The sequence below is a fragment of the Aldersonia sp. NBC_00410 genome, from assembly GCF_026342035.1.
Classification (GTDB): Bacteria; Actinomycetota; Actinomycetes; order Mycobacteriales; family Mycobacteriaceae; genus Aldersonia.
Genome location: NZ_JAPENM010000020.1, coordinates 1 through 23,642, shown reverse-complemented (window position 1 = coordinate 23,642; position 23,642 = coordinate 1). Strand labels below are relative to the sequence as shown.

General features: G+C 67.8%; 10 protein-coding genes. All 10 read left to right on the top strand.

Annotated elements, in window-relative coordinates:
* The coding region (locus OG921_RS26515; RefSeq protein WP_266115549.1) for an RIP metalloprotease at window positions 1-1,176 on the top strand (1,176 nt) is incomplete at its 5' end.
* 48 nt (window positions 1,177-1,224) lie between these two features.
* Complete coding sequence (ispG, locus tag OG921_RS26510; RefSeq protein WP_266115548.1) at window positions 1,225-2,388, top strand: flavodoxin-dependent (E)-4-hydroxy-3-methylbut-2-enyl-diphosphate synthase; 1,164 nt, start codon at window positions 1,225-1,227, stop codon at window positions 2,386-2,388.
* A gap of 81 nt (window positions 2,389-2,469) precedes the next feature.
* Window positions 2,470-3,306, top strand: a complete 837-nt coding sequence (locus OG921_RS26505) for a GNAT family N-acetyltransferase (RefSeq protein ID WP_266115547.1) — start codon at window positions 2,470-2,472, stop codon at window positions 3,304-3,306.
* 166 nt (window positions 3,307-3,472) lie between these two features.
* Entirely contained in the window at window positions 3,473-5,254 is a 1,782-nt protein-coding gene (locus tag OG921_RS26500; protein ID WP_266115550.1) for a penicillin-binding transpeptidase domain-containing protein, read from the top strand.
* A gap of 214 nt (window positions 5,255-5,468) precedes the next feature.
* A complete protein-coding gene (locus OG921_RS26495) occupies window positions 5,469-5,924 on the top strand; it encodes an AMP-binding protein (RefSeq protein WP_266115546.1) in 456 nt (151 codons plus the stop codon).
* 326 nt (window positions 5,925-6,250) lie between these two features.
* Window positions 6,251-18,121 (top strand): amino acid adenylation domain-containing protein, encoded by an 11,871-nt coding sequence (locus OG921_RS26490; RefSeq protein ID WP_266115545.1) that lies wholly within the window; start codon window positions 6,251-6,253, stop codon window positions 18,119-18,121.
* A 4-nt stretch (window positions 18,122-18,125) separates the two neighbouring features.
* On the top strand, window positions 18,126-19,106 hold the full coding sequence (locus OG921_RS26485) for an ATP-binding cassette domain-containing protein (RefSeq protein WP_266115544.1): 981 nt from the start codon (window positions 18,126-18,128) through the stop codon (window positions 19,104-19,106).
* Complete coding sequence (locus OG921_RS26480; RefSeq protein ID WP_266115543.1) at window positions 19,103-19,933, top strand: antibiotic transporter; 831 nt, start codon at window positions 19,103-19,105, stop codon at window positions 19,931-19,933. The genes OG921_RS26485 and OG921_RS26480 overlap by 4 nt, the downstream gene beginning before the upstream one ends.
* On the top strand, window positions 19,933-20,787 hold the full coding sequence (locus OG921_RS26475) for an ABC transporter permease (protein WP_266115542.1): 855 nt from the start codon (window positions 19,933-19,935) through the stop codon (window positions 20,785-20,787). Before OG921_RS26480 ends, OG921_RS26475 begins: the two co-directional genes overlap by 1 nt.
* Before the next feature lie 249 nt (window positions 20,788-21,036).
* Window positions 21,037-23,642, top strand: a 2,606-nt coding sequence (locus OG921_RS26470; RefSeq protein WP_266115541.1) for an amino acid adenylation domain-containing protein, incomplete at its 3' end; no start/stop codon positions are given.

Here is a 23,642-nt window from a genome sequence, read left to right as displayed (position 1 = left end):
GCGTCGGTCGCACTCCACGAGTGCGGTCACATGTGGGCCGCGCAGTCGACCGGGATGAAGGTCCGTCGCTACTTCGTCGGCTTCGGCCCGAAGGTCTTCTCGGTCCAGCGTGGCGAGACCGAGTACGGACTCAAGGCGATCCCGCTCGGCGGATTCTGCGACATCGTCGGCATGACGGCGCTCGACGAGATCGAGCCGCACGAGATCGACCGTGCGATGTACCGGCAGGCCACCTGGAAGCGGATGTTCGTCATGATCGCGGGCATTGGGATGAACTTCCTCATCGGCTTCCTGCTCATCGTGCTGCTCGCGGTGGGCTGGGGTCTGCCGAACCTCAACGAACCGCCGGAAACCGCGCTCGGCAACATGAGCTGCGTCGCGCAGCAGAATCCGGACGGAACGTTGGCCGAATGCAGCGGGTCCGGTCCCGCGCAGCAGGCCGGCCTGCGCAAGGGTGACGTGGTCACCGCCGTCGACGGCGAATCGGTGGACACGTGGGCGCAGTTCCAGACGCGCACCCAGCAGTCCGACGGCCCGGTCACCTACACCGTCGAGCGCGACGGCAAGACCTTCGACGTGACGGTCCTGCCGCAGCAGGTGCAGCGCCTGGTGAAGGACAACACCACCGGTGAGACGTCCACCCGAACGGTCGGCGCGGTCGGTGTCGGGCAGGACTACTACGAGCCGGTGCAGTACAACATCGCGTCCGCGATTCCGGCTTCGCTCGCATTCACCGGTGACATGTCGGTGCGCACCGTCGAGTCGCTCGCCCAGATGCCGGCGAAGGTGGCGGATCTGTGGACCGCGGTGACCGGCGGCGAGCGCGACCCGGAGACGCCGATCAGTGTCGTTGGCGCGAGCGTGATCGGCGGCCAGGTCGCCGAGCGCGGGCTCTGGCAGGTGTTCGTGCTGCTGCTCGCGAGCCTGAACTTCTTCCTCGGTGCGTTCAATCTGCTGCCGTTGCTGCCGCTCGACGGTGGACATATGGCCGTCACCGGCTACGAGAAGGTGCGCAACGTGGTGCGCAACCGGCGCGGCCTGCCGCCCGGCGCACCCGTCGACTATCTCAAGCTGATGCCGGTGACCTATGTGGTGATCTTCATAGGCGGTGCATACATGCTGCTCACGCTCACCGCCGACGTCATCAATCCCATTCAATTGTTCGGCGGCCAGTAGAATCGATATCGGTAGTTACTGGGCGACGAGCCGGGAAGTGAGCACAAGGTGACAGTCGGATTGGGGATACCAGCGGGACCGGTGCCGGTGCTCGCACCCCGGCGGAAGACGCGTCAGCTGCAGGTCGGTTCGGTCGGTGTCGGTAGCGAGCATCCGATCTCGGTGCAATCGATGTGCACCACGAAGACCCACGACGTGAACGCCACGCTGCAGCAGATCGCCGAGCTCACCGCATCGGGATGCGACATCGTCCGCGTCGCCTGCCCGCGCCAGGAGGACGCCGACGCGCTGTCCACCATCGCCAAGAAGAGCCAGATCCCGGTGATCGCGGACATCCACTTCCAGCCGCGCTATATCTTCGCCGCGATCGACGCGGGCTGCGCCGCGGTGCGCGTCAACCCCGGCAACATCAAGGAGTTCGACGGTCGGGTCAAGGAGGTCGCCAAGGCAGCCGGCGACGCGGGCATCCCGATCCGGATCGGCGTCAACGCGGGCTCGCTCGACCCGCGCCTGATGAAGAAGTACGGCAAGGCGACCCCCGAGGCGCTCGTCGAGTCGGCGCTGTGGGAGTCGAGCCTGTTCGAGGAGCACGGCTTCGGCGACATCAAGATCTCGGTCAAGCACAACGATCCGGTGGTCATGGTCGAGGCCTACCGCCAGCTCGCGGCGCAATGCGACTACCCGCTGCACCTCGGCGTGACGGAGGCCGGTCCGGCGTTCCAGGGCACCATCAAGTCCGCGGTTGCGTTCGGCGCGCTGCTGTCCGAGGGCATCGGCGACACCATTCGGGTGTCGTTGTCCGCGCCGCCGATCGAGGAAGTGAAGGTCGGTGGGCAGATACTGCAGTCGCTGAACCTGCGGCCGCGCAAGCTCGAGATCGTCTCCTGCCCGTCCTGTGGACGCGCGCAGGTCGACGTGTACACGCTCGCCAACGAGGTCACCGCCGGGCTCGAAGGCATGGAGATCCCGCTGCGTGTCGCCGTGATGGGCTGTGTGGTCAACGGTCCCGGCGAAGCCCGCGAGGCAGACCTCGGGGTGGCGTCCGGCAATGGCAAGGGCCAGATCTTCGTCAAGGGTGAGGTCATCAAGACGGTGCCGGAAGCGCAGATCGTCGAGACGCTGATCGAGGAAGCGATGCGGATCGCGGAGCAGATGGAAGGCGATCGGGGTGAGGACAGCGCGTCCGGATCACCGGTGGTCACCGTCGGCTGAACCGAGTCCCCGGGCAATTCCCATGGTCGCGCTTTCGTGGCAATCTAGGAAGGTGCACGAAGAGCTAGCAGGATTTCCCCTGTGCTGAAGCTGCTCGGTGCGCGCCAACTCGGATCGCGAGACGTCCCGGATGTGCTTCGTGCACTCTCCGCCGACCCCGTCGCGTCGTGCATGGTCGCGGCCAGAGTCGAGGAGTTCGGCGTCGACCCGAGGGCGTTCCAGGGTGAGTTGTGGAGCCGCGGGCGGCCCACTTCCTCGCTGTGTTTCTCCGGTGCCAACCTGGTGCCGCTGTGCGGCGGCCACGACGACATCCGCGCCTTTGCCGAACGCGTGTCGCGCGCGCCCCGGATGTGCTCGTCGGTGGTGGGCCGCAGCGAACTCACGCTGCCGCTGTGGGATTTGCTCGAACCGGAATGGGGACCGGCACGTGAGGTGCGCCCCAATCAGCCGCTGCTCGCGACCTCCTGCGCGTCCGCGATCCCGCCGGACCCGCACGTTCGGCCGGTCCGGCCCGACGAGCTCGAGCCCTATCTCATTGCGGCCGTGGCGATGTTCATCGAGGAGGTCGGGGTCGATCCGTGTGCGAACGACGGCGGGCGCGGGTACCGCCGACGGGTGTCGAACCTGATCGCCGCCGGCCGGGCCTGGGCACGTTTCGAGGACGGCGACGTGGTGTTCAAGGCGGAGGTCGGTTCGATGTCACGCACCGTCGGGCAGATCCAGGGCGTCTGGGTGCACCCGGACCGGCGCGGTGCGGGTCTCGGCGCCGCGGGCACGGCCGCCGTGACCGATGCGGTGGTCGCTTCGGGTCGCACCGCCAGCCTCTACGTGAACAGCTTCAACACCCCGGCCCGCCGCGCGTACGAGCGCGTCGGATTCGAACAGGTCGCCACGTTCGCGACCGTGCTGCTGCACTGACCCGACCGCGTAGCGCCGGACCGGGCATTTCGGCGTGATATGTCTCACGCCGCCGCGCCTCCGGGGAACGAGCGGGTCGCCGAATTAGCATGAGCCCGTGCTATTTCCTGCCGTGGCGAGCGAAGCGACGGCGGTTTATGCCGTCGCGGCAGGTTCGGGTCGCCGGCTGCGGCTCGTCGGTGCACTCGGCATCGTGGCTGTCGCGATCACGACCGCCGGTTGCACCCCGAAACCGGCGGGACCGGTGTCCGCGGCGCAGGTCTTCGTCGACGACGTCGCCGAGCGCGATATCGACGATGCGGCCACCGCGACCGACCGGCCCGAGGATGCTCGCGCGGCGCTGACCTCGGCGTGGTCGGGGCTGCAGGCCGAATCGATGACCGCCAGCGTCGGATCCGCCAAGGTGAACGGTGACACCGCACGCGTCGAGTACACCTACGAATGGCACCTGCCGCGCAACCGGGTGTGGACCTACTCGGGCGAGTTGCAGATGGGTCGGCGCAACGGTGACTGGACCGTGCGGTGGACGTCGTCCGACATTCACCCGAACCTCGGCGACACACAGACGATGGAGTTGCGCTCGACCGCCGCACCGCGGGCACGGGTCAACGAACACGGCGGATCGGACGTGCTCGTCCCCGGCGTGGTGCACCGCGTTTCGTTCGACGCCCGCGCCGCGGCCGACCCGGTGAGTGAGGCGCTGACCCTCGTCGACACGCTGCGACGATTCGCGCCCGACCTCTCGGCGCAATCGATCGTCGAGTCGGCCACCGCGGCGAGCGACCCGTATCCGGTCGCGACCCTCGCACAGGCCGACTACGAGCAAGTGCAGCCCGTGCTCGACGGGCTGGCCGGCGTCCGGGTGACTGACGAGGCCGATCTGGTGCCCACCGATCCGACCTTTGCCCCCGACCTCGTGAGCCAGGTGCGCAAGACCGTCATCGACGAGGTGGATGGCAAGGCCGGTTGGAGCGTCGCCACGGTGAACGCCAACGGCGTCGATACCGACGTGCTCACCGAGACGCCTCCCGAGCCGGTGCCGTCGTTCTCGATCACGCTGGACCGGCCGATTCAGGTTGCGGCCCAACGCGCCGTCGATGCGCGGGTCGAGCAGTCGATGATGGTGGTGATCCAGCCGTCGACCGGCGCGATCCTGGCGATTGCGCAGAACAAGGCCGCTGACCGCGACGGCCCGGTCGCGACCACCGGGCTGTACCCGCCCGGGTCGACGTTCAAGATCATCACCGCGGGTGCCGCGATCGAAACCGGCCTGGCGACACCGGATACCTCCGTTCCGTGTCCGGGTCGAATCGAGATCGGTGAGCGCAGCATCCCCAACTACAACGAGTTCGCACTGGGCACGGTCCCGATGGCCACCGCGTTCGCGCGCTCGTGCAACACCTCGTTCGCCAAGCTCGCCAGTGAGTTGGCGCCGGATGCGCTGCACGTGGCGGCCCAGCGGCTCGGGATCGGGCCGGACTACAGCGTTGTCGGGGTGCCGACAAACTCCGGTTCGGTGCCGCCCGCGGACGAGTTGGTGCAGCGCACGGAGGACGGTTTCGGGCAGGGCAAGGTCGTGGTCAGCCCGTTCGGGATGGCGTTGGCCGCGGCCACCGTCGCGCACGGCTCCACCCCGGTCCCACACCTGCTCGGCGGGTACGACACCACCGTCGACGGGGAACGCCCACCGGTGACGCCGGCGATGCTGGACGGGCTGCGCTCGATGATGCGCCTCGTGGTCACCAGCGGCACGGCGACCAGGATTGCGGGGGAAGGCGACGTGTACGGCAAGACCGGCGAGGCCGAGGTCGACGGCGGATCGCATGCCTGGTTCGTTGGCTACCGCGGCGACCTGGCCTTCGCAACCCTCGTGGTGCGGGGCGGGTCCTCGGACAATGCGGTCGCCGTTACCAAGGACATGTTCGACGGGCTGCCCGCGGAGTACTAGTCGCCCCAAATTGGGGGTGATCACGAGCAAATGGCCGCTCCACCAGCGGATTTTGGGGCCATATGCTCGTGATCACCGCGGGGGGTGCGGCACCCAGGGGTGAATACTGCGCACCCTGCGGGGTGCGACCCCCACTACTGGGGTTTCTGTCCGGGGGGTTCGGATTCGACAAGAGTTCGTGTCAACGCCCAGTACGAACTCTCGGAGGAACCAGATGCTCACCCTCGTGAAGTCGCCGACCAGCCCCTTCGTCCACCAGTCGCCCGAGCCGTTGCGGGCAGCGGTCGAGTCGGAACCGACTGTCATCGCGGTCGCTTCCGTCGAGGCAGAGCTGAGCTACGCAGACCTCGACGGCTGGTCGAACCGCCTGGCCCGCGTGCTGATCGACATGGGTGCGGGTCACCGTGGCGACATCGTGATGTCGTTGCCCGCTGCCGTCGAGTCGGTGGTCACCATGTGGGCTGCGGCGAAGACGGGAGCCGCCCTGGCCACCGTGGACGCCGACTCGGCAGCATCGGTGATCGGCAACGGCGAAGTTGCCGTGGGTGTCACGACCCGTGACCGCCGCGCGCAGTTGCCGGATTCGATTGCGTGGCTCGTCCTCGACGACGCCGCGACCCTGGTCCGCTACATGACCGTCTCCGACGCCCCGCTCAGCCTGGCAGGCTGACCGGCGGCGAGCCGCGATATTGCCAGGCTCACGGTTTGCGACGAGAGTGATCGCTACGCTGAACGGGCGATCGGGCAAAACGATCACCGCAGCGGTTGTCGCGGTAGTACGTCGGGGCTGCCACGGCCGGCACATCCCGAGGCGGGCTTGACCCGCCTCGGAGTCGTGTCGGTCGGCGCTGAGTTTGTGGTTCGAGCCGAGCGGAAGCGAGATCGAGCAAAACTCAAAGACGAGCGAGACTGATCGGTACGCTTCACTGGGCACCGAAATTTCGAGGTCGTGGACTGATGCAGCGATCTGACTCACCGGTCGAAGGTTCGTCCGCCTTGCCCGTCGGAGCGTTTCCGCTGTCCGCGGCGCAACGCGGGATTTGGTTCGCCCAGCACGTCGCGGGCAGCACCCCGATTTCCATCGCGCAGTACGTGGAATTGGTTGGGCCCCTCGACGTGGCGCTGTTGCAGCGGTCCGCGCAGCAGGCGGGCCACGAATTCGGCACCGGTTACCTGCGCTTGATCGAGATCGATGGCTACCCGTTTCAGATGGTCGACCCCAACCTGGACGAGGAGATCGACTTCATCGATCTGCGGGGGGAGGCCGACGCGGAATCCGCGGCGCGGGCGTGGATGCGCGCGGAATACAGTGCGCCGCTGGACCTGCTGAGCGACCGCCTGGTCAAGCTCACGACGTTGCGGCTCGCCGACGAGCGCTACTACTGGTACGCGCGGATCCACCACCTGGTGCTGGACGGCTTCGGCGCCATGACGATGCTGCAGCGGGCGGCGGAGCTGTACAACGCCGAGCTGGAGGGCATCGAGCCGAAACCTTCGCGCGCGGATGACCTGGCGAAGATCATCGAGGCCGACGCCGACTATCGCCGTTCGGACCGGTTCGTCTCGGACGGTGAATACTGGCGCGAACACCTGGCCGGCATGGCGGATCCGGTGAGCCTGGCCGGTGCCACCGCCGATGTGGATGCGCACCCCCGGGTGTTGTCGGGCGCACTGCCCACCGAAACGGCCGAACGGCTGGAAGCGGTCGCACGCGAAAAGAACTCCAGCCTGGCGCCACTGGTGGTCGCGGCCTTCGGCGCATATCTGGCCCGGATGACCGGTGTGGACGAGGTGATGCTCAGCCTGCCGGTGTCCGCGCGAACCACGGCGTCGATGCGGCGCTCGGGCGGCATGCTCGCCAATGTGGTGCCCTTGCGGTTGCGGCTCGGCGCGAATACCACTGTCGGCGAACTCATGCTGGCTGCACAGGGCGAGCTGACCGGGGCGCTGCGGCGGCAGCGCTACCGGCAGGAAGACATCGTCCGCGACCTCGGCTGGGCGATGGACGAGGCCGCCACCTTCGGGCCGTCGGTGAACCTGATGATGGTCGACACCCGAATTCAGCTGGGCCCGATCACCGGACGGCTGCATGTCCTCACCTCGGGGTTGATCGACGACCTGTTCCTCAACCTCTACCCGGGCGTCGGCGGTGAAAGCACACACATCGACTTTCAGGCCAATCCGCGGTTGTATTCCGACGCCGAATTGGCCGCTCATCACGCGCGCTTCCTTGTGTTTCTGCACCGGTTCGTCGCTGCCGGTGCGGATGCGCCGGTCGTATCGGTGGACGTGCTCACCGCAACCGAGCGGGCAGAATCGGTCCCGGTGCAAGGCGGCGCCGGCCGGCCGCCCCAGCTGCTACGGCAATTGCTCGCCGACGGCGTCGCTCGCGATCCGGAGAAGATCGCGCTGCTGTGGGGCGAGCAAACACTGACCTACCGCATGCTCGATGAGCAGTCCAACGCGATCGCCCGGGCACTGCTGGTCGCCGGAGTCGGGCCGGAACAGGTGGTCGCCATTTCGATTCCGCGCTCGGCGGAGTCGGTCCTGGCGTTCTGGGCGGTGGCCAAAACCGGCGCGGCGTTCGTGCCGGTGGATCCGACCTATCCGGCGGATCGGATCGCTCACATGCTTACCGATAGCGGAGCGGTCGCGGGCCTGACCGTGGCGTCGGCGCGAAGTGCCCTGCCGGACCACGTGAACTGGCTGATGCTCGACCGCGACGAGGAGATCACGGCCGCGACAACGGGACCCATCGACGACGACGAGCGCGCGACGGGGGAGCACATCGACCAGATCGCCTACGTCATCTATACCTCGGGCTCGACCGGGCTTCCGAAGGGCGTCCTCGTCACCCACAGTGGCCTGGCGAGCATGGTCGCCAACGCGCGTAGGGCCTTCGTTGTCGCACCGGAATCGATTGTTGCACATGCAGTCTCACCGAGTTTCGATATCTCGATCGAGGAGCTTCTGGTCACCTTCGGCACCGGTGCGACACTTGCCGTCGTGCCGCCGGAATCATTCGCCGGCGAGACTCTTGCGGAGGTCCTCTGGGTACACAAGGCAACCCACCTCAACGTGACGTCCGCGGTGGTCGCTTCGCTGAATCCCGACTCGGTGCCGGACCTGCAGACCGTCGTGGTGGGCGGCGACGCCTGCCCACCGGAGTTGGTGCAGCGGTGGCGCGGCCGCCGCCTCATCAACGGGTACGGACCGACGGAAACCACGATCACCTCGACGGTCACGGAGCCGATGCGGGCCGGCGAACCGGTTTCCATCGGTAGCGTCGTCGCCGGGACGACGGCGCTGATCCTCGACCGCTGGTTGCGACCCGTGCCCTCGGGCACCGCCGGCGAACTGTACTTGGCCGGACCGGCATTGGCGCGCGGATACCACGGCCGGGTGGGGCTTACCGCCGAACGCTTCGTCGCAAATCCGGACGCCAACGGCGGTGAGCGGATGTACCGCACCGGCGACCTGGTCCGCTGGTCCAGGAGCGGAGCCGGCGGAGCGACCCAGTCGCGACGGAGCGGAGCCGGCGGAGCGACCACACGCAGCGTCGATGGTGCGCCGGTGACGCTGGAATACTTGGGCCGCAGTGATTTCCAGGTCAAGGTGCGTGGCTTCCGGATCGAGCTGGGCGAGATCGACACGGCGCTGCAACGCCACGAGGACGTCGATTTCGCGATCACGCTCGGCACCGACGCTCCCACCGGCGGCATCGCGCTGGTCTCCTACGTGCTCGGCCGCGACGGCGCCACGGTGGTGCCGGATCGGTTGAAAGACTTCGTCGGCGAGTTCCTACCCGGTTACATGGTGCCGAGTGTCGTCGTGGTGCTCGACGAGATACCGCTGACCCCGGTCGGCAAGCTCGATCGCAAGGCCCTGCCCGCACCGGAGTTCGGTGATCGAACCGCGACCGGGCGGGAACCGGCCACCGAGCGCGAGCGCGTGTTCGCGCGCTTGTTCGCCGAGGCACTCGGGGTGGAACGCGTGAGCGCCGACGAGAGCTTCTTCGCGCTCGGTGGCGACAGCATCGTCTCCATCCAACTCGTTGCACGGGCAAAGGCTGCAGGTCTGGCGATCACGGCACGGGACGTGTTCGAACGCAAGACCGTTGCCGGGCTCGCGGCGGTGGCGACCGACGTGTTGGGCACCGAACTGGCCGAACTTCCGGGTGCCGGTGTCGGCGAGGTCGACGTGACTCCTGTCGTGCACGCGATGCTGGAACAGCAAGGCCCGTTCGACCGATTCGGTCAGGCCGTGCTGATCGGTCTACCCGCGGAGATCGATCGGGCGACCCTGGTCGGCGGGATCGAGGCGTTGCTCGACCGCCACGACATGCTTCGGGGTGAACTGCGGGTGGGTGAAGACGGCGACTGGCGCATCGCCGTCCGGGAACCCGGGACGGTACCGGCCGATGAACTGCTCGAGCACGTCCGCGTCGACTCCGGCGTCGACACTGCCGAAGCCGTCGAACGCGAGTTGCAGCGCGCCGCAGATCTGCTCGACCCGGCCGGTGGTGTCGTCGCGCGCTTCGTCTGGCTCGAGCTGCCCGACACCGGGCCGAGGCTGTGGCTGGTGCTGCACCATCTGGTCGTCGATGGCGTGTCATGGCGAATCCTACTGCCGGACTTCGCGACGGCGTGCGCCGGCATCGCCGCCGGCGGGCAGGCGGCGCTGGACCCGGTCGGCACGTCATTCCGCCGCTGGGCGCGCGGTCTGGCCGAGGAGGCGAACACCGCCGAGCGGTGGTCCGAAATGCCGATCTGGCAACGCATTGCGGCGACGCCCGACCCGGCACTGGGTGAGCGCGCACCCGATCCGAGCATCGACGTGGTCGCGACCATGGCGCAACTGCAGACCGCGGTACCCGCCGATGTTGCGGATACCTTGCTCACCGCGGTGCCCGAGCGGTTCCACTGCGGCGCGGACGACGCGTTGCTCACCGGCCTGGCCATGGCAGTCACGAAGTGGCGCGCCGGTCGCGGAATCGACTGCACCACGACATTACTCACGCTGGAGGGGCACGGTCGCGAGGAGGGGGCCGTGCCCGGCGCCGACGTCGCCCGCACGGTCGGCTGGTTCACCAGCGTCTTCCCGATGGCGCTGGATCTGGCCGGTGTCGATCTCGACGACGCGTTCGCGGGCGGGCCGGGCGCGGGAGTGGCGATCAAGGCCGTGAAGGAGCAGTTGCGCGGGGTCCCGGATCGCGGGGTGGGCTACGGGATGCTGCGCTACCTCAATCCGGCCGCTGCCGCCCTCGCCGATGCCATCGACCCGCAAATCAGTTTCAACTACCTCGGCCGCGCGGTCGCAGGCGGCGGTGCCGATGGTGCCGGCGGCGGTGCCTGGCTGCCGCAGCGTCTGGCCGCCACCCAAGACCCGCACATGACGATGCCCGCAGTACTCGATATCAACGCGATCGCGAACGAATCCGACGACGGCGTGAATATCGATGTCACCTGGGCATACGCCTCGAAGGTACTGGGCGAGAGCGATGTTCGCGAGATTGCCGAGTTCTGTGCCGCGGCGTGGCGCGGGTTGGCACAGCATGCCCGCGCCACCTCGGCCGGTGGTCGCACCCCGTCGGACTTCGGCCTCGTCGAGACGACGCAGCCGGAAATCGAACGGTGGGAACGCCGTTACCCCCATTTGGTCGACGCCTGGCCGCTGTCCCCGCTGCAGTACGGACTGCTGTTCCACGCGCTCTACGACGTGGACACCTCGGACGGCTACACGGTGCAGGCGACACTCACGCTCGAGGGTTCGGTCGATGCGTCCCGGCTGCGCGCAGCGGGGCAAGCGCTGGTGGATCGTCACGACAACCTTCGGGTCGTCTTCCTCGAGACCGACGACGGGCCGCGCCAGATCGTGTTGGCCGACGCCGAGGTCGGTTGGCAGGAAACAGATCTCACGGCAATCACCGACCCGGATGCCCGAGTGGCCGAACTGGACCGGTTGATCGCCGCGGATGCGGACAGCCGCTTCGACCTGGCCCGTGCGCCGTTGTTGCGCTTCCACCTGATTCGCAGCGATACCGAGACCTACAAGCTGCTGATGACCAACCACCACATCGTCCTCGACGGTTGGTCGACGCCGTTGATCGTGCGCGAGCTACTCGCGCTCTACATCACCGGTGCCGACCTTGCCGCATTGCCGCCGCCGCGGTCCTACCGGGAGTTTCTCGCGTGGCTCGACGATCAGGACCTGGCCGCGTCGAAGGCGGCATGGGTCGAATCACTCGCCGGGATAGACACTCCCACCAGGGCCGTGCCCACCCTCGCGGGGATCGAGTCGACCGAGACCGGCATGATCTCGATCGATCTGGACCCGGCGACGGTCGCCGCGATCGAGCAGACCGCACGCGCTTCGGGTTCGACGATCAATACTGCCGTGCAGTCGGCGTGGGCAATGCTGCTCGCGATGCTCACCGGCCGCACCGATGTGGTCTTCGGTGGCACCGTGTCGGGCCGCCCGCCGCAACTCGCGGGCGTGGAAGAGATGGTGGGCCTGTTCATCAACACACTGCCGGTGCGGGTGCGCCTCGACCCGGCCGAGCGGGTGCAGGAGTTACTGGCGCGCGTGCAGGCCGAGCAGGCCAGATTGCTCGATCATCAGCACGTCGGTCTCGCCGAGATCCACAAGGCGGTCGGGCTACCGGAATTGTTCGACACCTTGACGGTGTTCGAGTCCTACCCGATCGATCGCGACGCGCTGGCGCAGACGTTCGACCTGGCCGGGATGCGGATCGTCGATGTCGAGGGGACCGACGCCACGCCGTACCCGTTGAATCTCATGGTGATTCCGTTGCAGCCCGACGAGGGCGCCGATCGCGGCGGATTGCGTATCGCGCTGAAGTACCTTGCCGGAGAACTGGATCGAGCCGAGGCGCAGCGGATGCTGGATCGTTTCGTTCGGTTGCTCACCCAGATCGCCGAGCACCCCGAGGCCAGAGTGGCCGCGCTGCAACCGTGCGATGATCGCGAACTGGTCCAGTTGTTCCCGGTGGCGGGACCGGCCGATGCCGGTGTACGAAGCATGCCGGAACTCCTGGCTGCCGCCGCGCGGATTGCGCCCGATGCCGTCGCGGTCGACTCGGGGGACACGTCACTGACCTATGGAATGCTGGATACCTGGTCGAACCGGATGGCTCGGGTGCTGTTGCGGCACGGCGCCGGTCCCGATGTGTTCATCGCGCTGGCGCTGGCCCGTTCGGTCGAGGCGGTAGTCGCGATGTGGGCGGTGGCGAAGACCGGCGCGGCGTTCGCCCCGATGGACCCGAATCACCCACCGGACCGGATCGAGCACATGGTGTCGGACTCCAAGGCGCCGATCGGTATCACCAACACCACATTCGGCCCGAACCTGCCCGGCACGATCGACTGGCTGCTGCTCGACGACCTGCACACGATTCGGCGGATGATGACCGTTTCGGACGAGCCGATCACGGATGCCGATCGCGGCGGGCCGGTGCACATCGATGCCAACTCGTATCTGATCTATACCTCCGGCTCCACCGGCAAGCCGAAGGCCGTCATGGTAACCCATCGTGGCCTGGCCAATATCGTTGCAGGCATGCGTGACTCGTTGCGCCTCGAGCCGTCCGCACGGGTGCTCCAGGTCGCGTCGCCCAGCTTCGACGCCTCGGTGTTCGTACTGCTGATGGCACACGCCTTCGGTGGCCGCCTGGTCGTCGCGCCGCCCGAGGTGTACGGCGGACCGGATTTGGAACATCTTCTGCAAGACAACGGCGTCACTCACGCGGTCATCACGCCCTCGGCGCTCGCGTCGATGGAGCCGTCCGCTCTCCCGACGTTGCACAGCCTCGCCGTGGCAGGCGAGGCCGCCAGTCCGGAATTGGTGGACCGGTGGGCCGTGGGCCGGGTCATGACAAACCTCTATGGCCCAACCGAATTCACCATCTGGGCGACCGGAACCGGGCCGTTGATTCCGGGCGCACCCGTGACGATCGGCGGCCCGATTCCCGGTGCGCGGGTGATGGTGCTGGACACCTGGCTGCGGCCGGTGCCGGTCGGCATTTCGGGTGAGCTCTACCTGGCCGGGCCCGGCGTCTCCCGCGGCTACTTCAACCGCCTGGGGATGAGCGCCGCGCGGTTCATTGCGAATCCGTGCGGGACGTCGGAACGCATGTACCGCACCGGCGACATGGTCCGCTGGGTTCGGACCGAAGAGGGATCGCTCGAACTGGAGTATCTGGGCCGCAGCGACTTCCAGGTCAAGATCCGCGGTCTACGGATCGAGCTCGGCGAGATCGACGCCGTGTTGGCCCGAAATCCCGACCTGGAGTACGCCGCAACCCTCGGCCAGACGGGCCCATCCGGCGCGACGGTGCTGGTCGCCTATGTGCTTCCGGTCGCCGGGGCCGAATTGGACGGCGAACAATTGCGCAAGGAAGTCGCCGCAGTGCTGCCGGGCTACATGGTGCCGGCGGCAGTCCTGGTACTGGAATCGCTACCCTTGACCCCGGTCGGCAAGCTGGACCGCAACGCACTGCCGATGCCGGACTTCACCAGATCGCCACGCAGCACATACCTCGCGCCGCGCACCGCAGTCGAGGCGACGGTAGCCGAGATCTTCGGGGCGGTGCTCGGCATCGACGACGTCGGCATCGACGAGTCGTTCTTCGATCTCGGCGGTGACTCACTGGTCGCAACCAAGGTGGTCGCCCGGATCAACTCCGCATTGGGTTCGAGTGTGGCGCTTCGCGACCTGTTCGACGCACCGACCGTGGCCCAGATTGCGGCGCGGGCGAACGCGGCCGGAGACAGAGCCACCGGCCGCCCCGTGCTCGGTCCGCGTGCTCGCCCCGAGCGCATCCCGTTGTCGGCAGCACAGCAGCGGATGTGGGTGCTGAACCAACTCGATCCGTCCTCGGCCGCCTACAACATCGCGATCGCGCTGCGGCTGACCGGGGCGCTCGATACCGACGCCCTCCGGCTCGCATTGTCCGACGTCGTCGAGCGGCACGAAAGCCTGCGCACCGTCTATCCGTCCGACGCGGCGGGACCTCGCCAGGTGGTCCTGGCGGCCGAGTCGTTTCGGCCCGACATCGGCGTCGTCGAGTCCGCCGATGGCCCGGACTTGAGCGCGCGGATCAGTGCGCTCACCGACACCGGATTCGAGCTATCGAGCGAACCACCGTTGCGGGTCGGGCTGTTCCGGATCATCGGCACCGTCGACATGGCCGACTCCGCCGGCGCGGACCAGCCGGTGCACGTGGTGGTACTGGTCGTGCACCACATCAGCGCCGACGGTGTCTCGATGGCGCCGCTGGCGACCGACCTCATGGCGGCCTACACGGCTCATGCCTCGGGGCTGCCCGCCGCGCTCTCGGTGCTCGATGTGCAGTATGCCGACTTCGCGCTGTGGCATCGGGAACTGCTCGGCTCGGATGCGGATCCGGAGTCGTTGGCGGCGCAGCAGATCCGGTTCTGGACCGACACGCTGTCCGGTCTTCCCGAGGTCGCCTCCCTGCCGACGGATCGCCCGCGACCCGCCGTGCAGACCATGCACAGTGCGGAGTTCGAATTCGGCATCGACGCGACCGCGCATTCGGCACTGGCAAAGTTCGCGCAGGCCGAGAACGTCAGTACGTTCATGGTCGTGCACGCGGTGTTGGCCGTGTTGCTCGCGCGACTGGGCGGCGGCGAGGACATCACCATCGGCACCGCGGTCGCGGGGCGCGGCGAGGAGTCGCTGGACGATCTGGTCGGGATGTTCGTCAACACGCTGGCGTTGCGCACGATCGTCGATCCCGGCGCAACGTTCCGGGAATTTCTGGCCGCCGTGCGGTCGAGGGACCTGGATTCGTTCGCCAATGCCGACGTGCCGTTCGAACGACTTGTGCAGGTCCTGGACCCGCCCCGCTCGACCGCGCATCATCCGCTCTTCCAGGTCACGCTGTCGCTGCAGAACTTCATCGATCCGGTCTTCGAACTGCCCGGGGTGCGGGTGCAGGTACAGGACTTCGACCGGAACCTGTCGCAGTTCGATCTCACCCTCGCGCTGCGCGAACGCTTCACCGACGACGGCGCGCCGGGCGGCCTGGACGGTGTGCTGACGTACGCCACCGACCTGTTCGACGAATCCAGCGTCGCCGAATTCGCGGTGCGTTGGCGGCGCATCCTGTCGCTGGTCGTGCGCGATGCCGATGTGCGCGTGGGGGATATCGACATCCTCGATCCGGCCGAGCGTGCCGAACTCGTGTCGGTTCGCGGACAAACCAGTACGGGAACGACGACACTGCCGGACGTCCTCGCGAGGGTGGCGGCAATGCACGGAGATCGTTCGGCCGTGGTCCTCGACGGAATGACGCTGCGCTACCGCGACCTCGATGAGGTGTCGAATCGACTCGCCCGGGTTCTCGCCAAGGCCGGTGCCCGGGCCGAAACTGTGGTCGCGCTCGGCTTGACCAGATCGATCGAGATGATGATCGGGATCTGGGCGGTCGCCAAGACCGGGGCGGCGTTCCTGCCCGTCGACCCCAAGCATCCGCTCGACCGGATCGACCACATGCTCGCCGATTCCGGTGCTGTCCTGGGCATCACCACCTCGGCGCATAGCGGGGCGTTGCCCGAGGGCGCACGCTGGCTCGTGCTCGACGACCCGGAATTCTTCGACCGGTGGCAGCGCACGAGCGACGCCGCGCTCGGCGACACCGAGATCGCCATCATTTCGCCGGACCAATCGGTGTGGATGATCTACACCTCCGGCTCGACCGGTACTCCCAAGGGTGTCTCGGTGTCACATCGCGGAATCGCAGATCTGCTTGCCGCGCAACGTGAGTTGCTCGGTGTCGAGGAACTGTCGAGGGTGTTGCAGGTCGCCTCACCGAGCTTCGATGCTTCGGTGTTCGAGGCGTTGATGGCGTTCGGTTTCGGTGGCGCGCTGGTGGTGTCGCCACCCGAGGTGTTCGGCGGGCCGGACCTCGCTGCACTGATTGCCGCCGAGCAGGTGACGCATATGGTGATCACCCCGTCTGCCCTGGCGTCGGTGGATCCGGCGGAGGTGTCGAGCGTGCAGGTGCTCGCGGTGGCAGGCGAGGCGATCGGTGCGGAGCTGGTCGAGAAGTGGTGCGGCCCCGGCGCCGGTGCGGGGCGAACGATGGTGAACCTTTACGGGCCGACCGAATTCACCATCTGGGCGACCGCGTCCGACCCGCTGGCCGTCGACATCCCGGTCACGATCGGCGGGCCGGTGCGCGGTGCGTCGGTGCTCGTGCTCGACGAACGGATGTCTCCCGTGCCCGCCGGTGTCGCCGGTGAGTTGTATCTGGCCGGCGCTGCGCTGGCGCGTGGTTACCACCACCGTCCCGCGTTGACCGCGGCCAGGTTCGTGGCCAATCCGTACGGCGATGCGGGGGAGCGCCTGTACCGCACCGGCGACCTGGTGCGCTGGCAAACGGCCGACAGTGCCGGACGGGCGCTGGAATACGTCGGCCGCACCGACTTTCAGGTCAAGGTGCGTGGGCAGCGCATCGAACTCGGTGAAATCGATGCGGCACTCGGCCGCGCCGACGGAGTCGATTTCGCCGTCACCCTCGGGATGGACGGTCCCGCCGGCTCGACCGTTCTGGTCGCTTACGTCGTTCACGAACCGGGTGTCGACCTCGCGGCGGCGCAACTTCGCGCCGCTGCGGCAGAGACGTTGCCCGCGTATATGATCCCTTCGGCCTTCGTCGTACTCGACGAGATACCCGTCAATGCGGTGGGAAAGTTGGACCGAAAAGCGTTGCCCGAACCGATGTTCGGGGAGCACGAATACCGGGCGCCGGTCACGCCGCTGGAGCAGGCCGTCGCCGCCGCCTACGCGGAGGTGCTCGGTGCGACACAAGTCGGCCTGGATGACGACTTCTTCGCCATCGGCGGAAACTCGCTGATCGCAACACGGGTGGTGAGCACGCTGAGCGCCGAACTCGGCGTCGACGTCTCGGTGATGTGGATGTTCGCCGATCCGACGACGGCGGGGCTGGCCCGGCGGATCGGGACTGCACTCGAAGGCGGCGGCGATCTCGCGCAACCGGTGCCTGCCGACGCGACACTCGCGGTGCTGCTGCCGTTGCGCCCGGATGGTGATCTCCCACCGCTGTTCTGCATCCACCCGGCGTCCGGATTGGCCTGGTCCTACGGTGGGCTGGCGCAGACTCTCGGCCCGCGTCGCCCGATCTACGGACTGCAGTCACCCGAACTCACCGGCACCGACGAGGTGCCGCGCAGCATCGAGGAGTTCGCCGACCGCTATGTGCGCGAGATCCGAGAAGTACAGCCGCACGGGCCGTATCACCTGCTCGGCTGGTCGCTCGGTGGCTTCATCGCGCATGCGGTGGCCGCGGCGCTGCGTGACCTCGACGAGAGTGTCGGTCTGGTCGGGTTGATGGATGCGGACCTCGCGGCACGGTTCGTCGAACTCGGTCCGGAGTTCTCGGCCGGCGAGTTCGTGCACGAGTTCGGGCAGGTGCTGGGGATCGATTCGCTTCCCGCCGATCTCACCGCCGAGCAGGCTGCCGAGGCCATCCGCGCGGTGCTCGGCCCCGGGGCGCCGGTGGACGCCGTGCATCTGGAGCGGATCACGTCCTCTTACAATCGCGCGTCGCGGATGCTCGTCGGGTATGACCCACCGCATTTCGACGGTGACGTCGTCTTCTTCACGGCGACTCGCAGTGCGGCCGAACCGAGTGCGGCGGCGCGGAGTTGGCAACCGTACGTGACCGGCGATATTGCCGACCATGGGATCGACTCGACCCACGATGAGATGACCGCGCCGGATCCGTTGCGGCACATCGCACTGGTGCTGAACCGGTACCTCGACACCGGAACCGATGATGTTCCCCGAGAAGGTGAGTGACCCGATGAACGGAACAGACACCGCGGTCGTCGTCGAGGGCCTGGAGAAATCCTTCGGCGATACGCAGGCGCTGCGGGGCGTGAGCTTCGAAGTCGCACGCGGCGAGGTGCTCGGCGTGCTCGGCCCCAACGGCGCGGGCAAAACGACCACCGTGAACATCCTCTCGACACTGGTGCATCCGGACGCCGGCCGCGCCGTGGTCGCCGGTCACGATGTCGTGTCCGACCCCGCGGCCGTGCGGCGGTCGATCATGCTGACCGGCCAGTACGCCGCTCTCGACGACATGCTCACCGGGTTGGAGAACCTGGTGATGTTTGGCCGGTTGCTCGGTCTGAGCAAGAAGACGGCGCGGGACCGGGGCGCGCATCTGGTTCGCGAATTCGACCTCGAGGGCGCCGCCGACCGTAAGGTGTCGACCTACTCGGGGGGCATGCGCCGACGCATCGACATTGCGTGCGGCCTGGTAGTCCGTCCGGACGTGGTGTTCCTCGACGAACCGACCACCGGACTCGACCCGCGCAGCCGGCAAAGTGTGTGGGATCTGGTGGCGGGCTTCAAACAACTGGGCATCACCACCTTGTTGACCACGCAGTATCTCGAGGAGGCCGACGCACTCAGCGACCGGATCGTCGTGATCGACCACGGCAAGGTGATCGCCGAAGGGACCGCGGACGAACTGAAGGCACGCACCGGTGGCAGTTACTGCGAGGTCGTTCCGCTGGACCTGAAAGACCTGCAGCCGATCGTCGACGTGCTCGGACCGATGCTGCCGGCGGAGTTTCACAGCGCGATCAGCGCGGAATCGGACCGGATCGCGGTGCCCGCCCCGGAAGGCGCCAAGACCCTAGCCGAGGCGTTGCGCCGACTCGACCAGGCCAACATCGAACTCGTCGACATCGCGCTGCGGCGACCTTCGCTGGACGACGTGTTTCTCAGCCTGACCGGTCACGCCGCGTTGCCGGCCGCAGCGGAGGCAGCGCCGTGAGCGTCGCCGCGGCGTTGACCGCAGGCCTGCCGGCATCGCGTCCCCGGACCTCGCAGCTGCAGCAGTGGTGGGTGCTGACATCGCGGCTGATCGCGCCGACCCTCCGCTCCGGTGAGGTGCTCACGTCCATCCTGGCGCCGGCGGTGTTCACTGCGGGGTTCTATATTCCGCTGAACACGGTGATGACAACCTTCGGTTTCGGGCTGAGCAGCTACGCGCAGTTCCTGATGCCGCTGATCGCGATGCAGTCGTTGGCGTTCACCGCCATCTCGGCGGCGTTTCGCTCCGCCACCGATGCGGTCGAGGGAATCAACAGACGGTTCAGCGCGATGCCGATCGGGATCGGCGTGCCGCTGGGCGCGCGCATGTCCGCCACCACGTTCCGCTTCGTGATTTCGATGGCGGCGGCGGTGGTGTGCGGCTACATCATCGGGTTCCGGTTCGAGGGATCGACTTGGCACACCGTTGGTTTCTTCGCCTTTGCGTTCCTGGTCGGCGCGGCATTGTCGGTCGGCGCGGACCTGCTGGGCACGATGTCGAGCAGCCCGGAGGCGACCACGCAGGCGCTCATGCTGCCCCAACTGATTCTCGGCATGCTGTCGGTGGGTTTCGCGCCGGCCGACCAATTCCCGGAATGGATCCAGGGTTTCGTCCGTAACCAACCGGTGTCGCAATGGGTGATCGCGCTGCGGGCGTTCGCGGGGGACACCACGGGTAACGCCGGCGAGGTCACCTGGTCGCTGATGGGTCCGCCGCTGGCCTGGGCGCTCGGCATGATCGTGGTGCTTGTTCCGCTCACCGTGTGGTCCAACTCGAGGAGGCCGTGATGGCGACGCTGCGCGGCGCCGATACTGCGGTGGTTCCTGGCGCGGTCGCGGGCTTCCCGGACCGGGAGCGCACCGCGGGCGAGCGGTCGGTGGAGTCGTTGGGGATCGGATCCTGGATTCAGACACAACGCCTGTTGCGGCGCTGGTCGCGGGACCCGATGACGCTCACCCAGGCGGTGTTCTTCCCGGCGTTGCTGCTGGTCATGTTGAACACTGTGCTTGGCCGTCAGATTTCGTCGTTTGCGGGTTATGACGCGCTGTACGGTTCGGTTCCGATGACCGCGCTGGTGGGCGTGATGTCCGGCTCGATCGCCGGTGCCGTGACCATGGGTCGCGAACGCGATGGCGGTCTGCTCGCCCGGATGTGGGTGCTGCCGATCCACCGGGCATCGGGGCTGGTCTCGCGGATTCTGGCCGAAGGTGTCCGCATTGTGGCGACCACCGTGGTGATCGTCGCCGCGGGGTACGTGCTGGGTTTCCGATTCACCCAAGGGATTCCGGCGGCGATCGGATTTCTCGCGGTGCCACTGCTGTTCGGCCTGGCATTCGCGACGATGGTTACCGCGATCGCGTTGTACACCGCGAAAGCAACACTGGTCGAAGCAATTTCGCTGGGGAGCTCGCTGCTGATGTTCTTCAGCACCGGCTTCGTACCGCTGGATGCCTACCCCGAGTGGATCCAGCCGTTCGTCGCGAACCAGCCACTCACCTGCGCGATCGACGCGATGCGAGGTCTGTCACTGGGTGGGCCGGTGCAGGGTCCGTTGATCAAGACCGTGCTGTGGTCCGTCGGTGCGATCGTGGTGTTCGCGATCCCCGCCGGTATCGGCTACCGCCGCGCGAGCCGACGGTAGCGGCGCGGTAGAACACCTCGCATACCTATTGCCCGCACACCGGGCCGCTCGTCGGGATGGCCTCGGATTCCACGCTGCATGCCTCCGACGTGCGGCGATGCCGTTTCCGTGCACCCCAGGGTGACGGAACGAGCACCCTTCGGGTCACCACCCTCAACACTTGGGTTCCTGTTGGATTGCCCGCTCGCCGACAAGATTTGACCCAGCACGGCACACCGTGCGCGTACCGAGTCCGAGCGAGGAAACAACATGCACGACGAGACCGACTTCGAGGTCTTTCCACCCTCGGCTCCCGACACATTTGCACCGTCGGCTCCCGACACATTCCCCCTGTCGGCCGCCCAGCGCGGGATCTGGTTCGCTCAGCACGTCGCGGGCTCGACGCCGATCTCGATCGCGCAGTACGTGGAGATCGAAGGAGACCTCGACCCCGACGCGCTCGCAGTGGCGAGCGCGCAGGCCGGCCGCGAATTCGGGACCGGCTTCCTGCGCATCGTCGAGATCGACGGCCTGCCGTATCAGCACATCGATCATGCGCTGCACGACCGCACCACGTTCGAGGATTTTCGCGGCGCCGGCGATCCCGAGTCCGCGGCCCGTGCCTGGATGCAGGCCGAATACACCGCGCCGATGGACATCCGCACCGACCGACTCGTCGCCGCGGCCGTGCTCCGGGTCGGCAAGGCCAAGTACTTCTGGTACACCCGCATCCATCACATCGCGCTCGACGGGTTCGCCGCCATGACGATGATGGCGCGCGCCGCCGAGATCTACACCGCGATCGTGTCCGGGAGCGAGCCGACGCCGGGCGGGGCCGAAGACCTCCGTGCGATCGTCGAGGGCGACATCGCCTATCGCGAGTCCGAGCGGTTCGACAACGACCGTGCCTATTGGGCCGAGCATCTCGCCGGCGCTCCCGAGGCGGTCGGTCTCGCCGGCGGTGCCGCCGACGTGCACGCCCATCCACGCCTGGTGAGCGCCGCGCTGCCCGCCGCGACCGCCGCGCTGCTGGACACCGTCGCCGCCGAGGCCAACTCCAGCGTCGCCCCGGTGATGGTCGCCGCATTCGGCGCCTATCTCGCACGGATGACCGGTGTCGATGACTTCACGCTGAGCCTGCCGGTCTCGGCGCGCACCACCGCCCGGCTGCGCCGGTCCGGCGGCATGGTCGCCAATGTCGTCCCGCTGCGGTTGCGTCTGGACCGCGACACCACGATCGGCGCGCTGATCCGCGCGACCCAGAACGAGCTGACCGGTGCGCTGCGCCGCCAGCGCTACCGACAGGAGGACATCTTCCGCGATCGGGGGATGTCCGCCGATCGGACCGCGACGTTCGGCCCGTCGGTCAACATCATGGCGTTCGACAGCCGCGTCGAGCTCGGTTCGCTGGTTGGCCGCGTGCATGTGCTGACCTCGGGGCTCATCGAGGACCTCTTCGTCAACCTCTACCCGGGGGTGGGCGGGCAGAGCACACACATCGACTTTCAGGCGAACCCGAACCTCTACTCCGAGGCCGACCTGCGGGCGCACCACGAGCGCTTCCTCGGCTTCCTGCAGCGCTTCCTCGCCGCCGGTCCGGACACCCTGCAGAGTGCGGTCGCGTTGCTCGACGCCACCGAGCATGCCGCGCTGGTCCCGGTCCGCGGCCCGGAAGCGGTTGCGCCGATGACGTTGTCGGACATCCTCACCCGTGGTGTCGCACGGAATCCGGAGCGAGTCGCGATCGTGGACGGCGACCGGACGCTGACCTACCGGGAGCTCGACGAGTGGTCGACTCGGCTTGCCCGCATCCTCATCGAGAATGGCGCCGGCCCCGAAGGCGCCGTCGCGGTGGCACTGTCGCGATCGCTGGAATCCGTGCTCAGTACCTGGGCGGTCGCCAAGACCGGTGCCGCATTCCTGCCGGTAGATCCCACGTTCCCGACCGACCGTATCGCGCACCTCGTCTCGGACGGCGGCGCCTCGATCGGCATCACGCTCGATGCACACCGTGCTGGACTGCCCGGTGAACTGGGCCTGCTCGTGCTCGATGACGACGCGGTGCAGGCCCGGATCCGGGCGGCGTCGCCCGTCGCGATTACCGACGCCGACCGGCGGGCAGCGATCCACCTCGATCAGCCGGCCTACGTCATCTACACCTCCGGCTCGACCGGATTGCCGAAGGGCGTCGGGGTGACACACCGCGGCATCGCGAGCCTGGTGACCGGCGCCGTCAAGTCCTTCCGGGTGGACGCGGACGCCCGGATCGCGCACGCCGGGTCCCTCAGCTTCGACGCCTCGCTCGGCGAACTGCTTTCCGCGTTCTTCACCGGCGCGACCGCGGTGATCGTGCCGCCCGCCGCATACGCCGGCGCCGAACTCGCGCAGGTGCTGCGCCGCCACCACGTCACCCACCTCGACACCCCGCCGGCAGTGCTCGCCACCCTCCACCCGGCCGACGTGCCGCAGCTGCGCTCGCTCACCGTGGGCGGCGATGTCTGCCCGCCCGAACTGGTTGCGCGGTGGAGCCCGCAGGCCCGGATCGTCAACGCCTACGGCCCGACCGAGACGACGATCACCGCCACACTCACCGACGCGATGCGGCCCGATGCCGACATCACCGTCGGCGCCCCGATCCATGGTGTCGCGGCCGTCGTGCTCGACCGGTGGCTGCAGCCGGTGCCCGCCGGCGCGGCCGGTGAATTGTACCTGGCCGGACCCGGGGTCGCCCGCGGCTACGGAAAGCGGTTCGCGCTCACCGCGAACCGGTTCGTCGCCGATCCCTACCACCCCGGTGCGCGGATGTATCGCACCGGCGACCTGGTCCGTTGGACGGGGAATCTGAACCTGGAGTATCTGGGCCGCAGCGACTTCCA

Excerpts from the sequence above, each read along its gene's own strand:
- OG921_RS26475 (WP_266115542.1), top strand. The coding sequence starts at position 19,933 with ATGGCGACGCTGCGCGGCGCCGATACTGCGGTGGTTCCTGGCGCGGTC.
- OG921_RS26495 (WP_266115546.1), top strand. The coding sequence starts at position 5,469 with ATGCTCACCCTCGTGAAGTCGCCGACCAGCCCCTTCGTCCACCAGTCG.
- OG921_RS26485 (WP_266115544.1), top strand. The coding sequence starts at position 18,126 with ATGAACGGAACAGACACCGCGGTCGTCGTCGAGGGCCTGGAGAAATCC.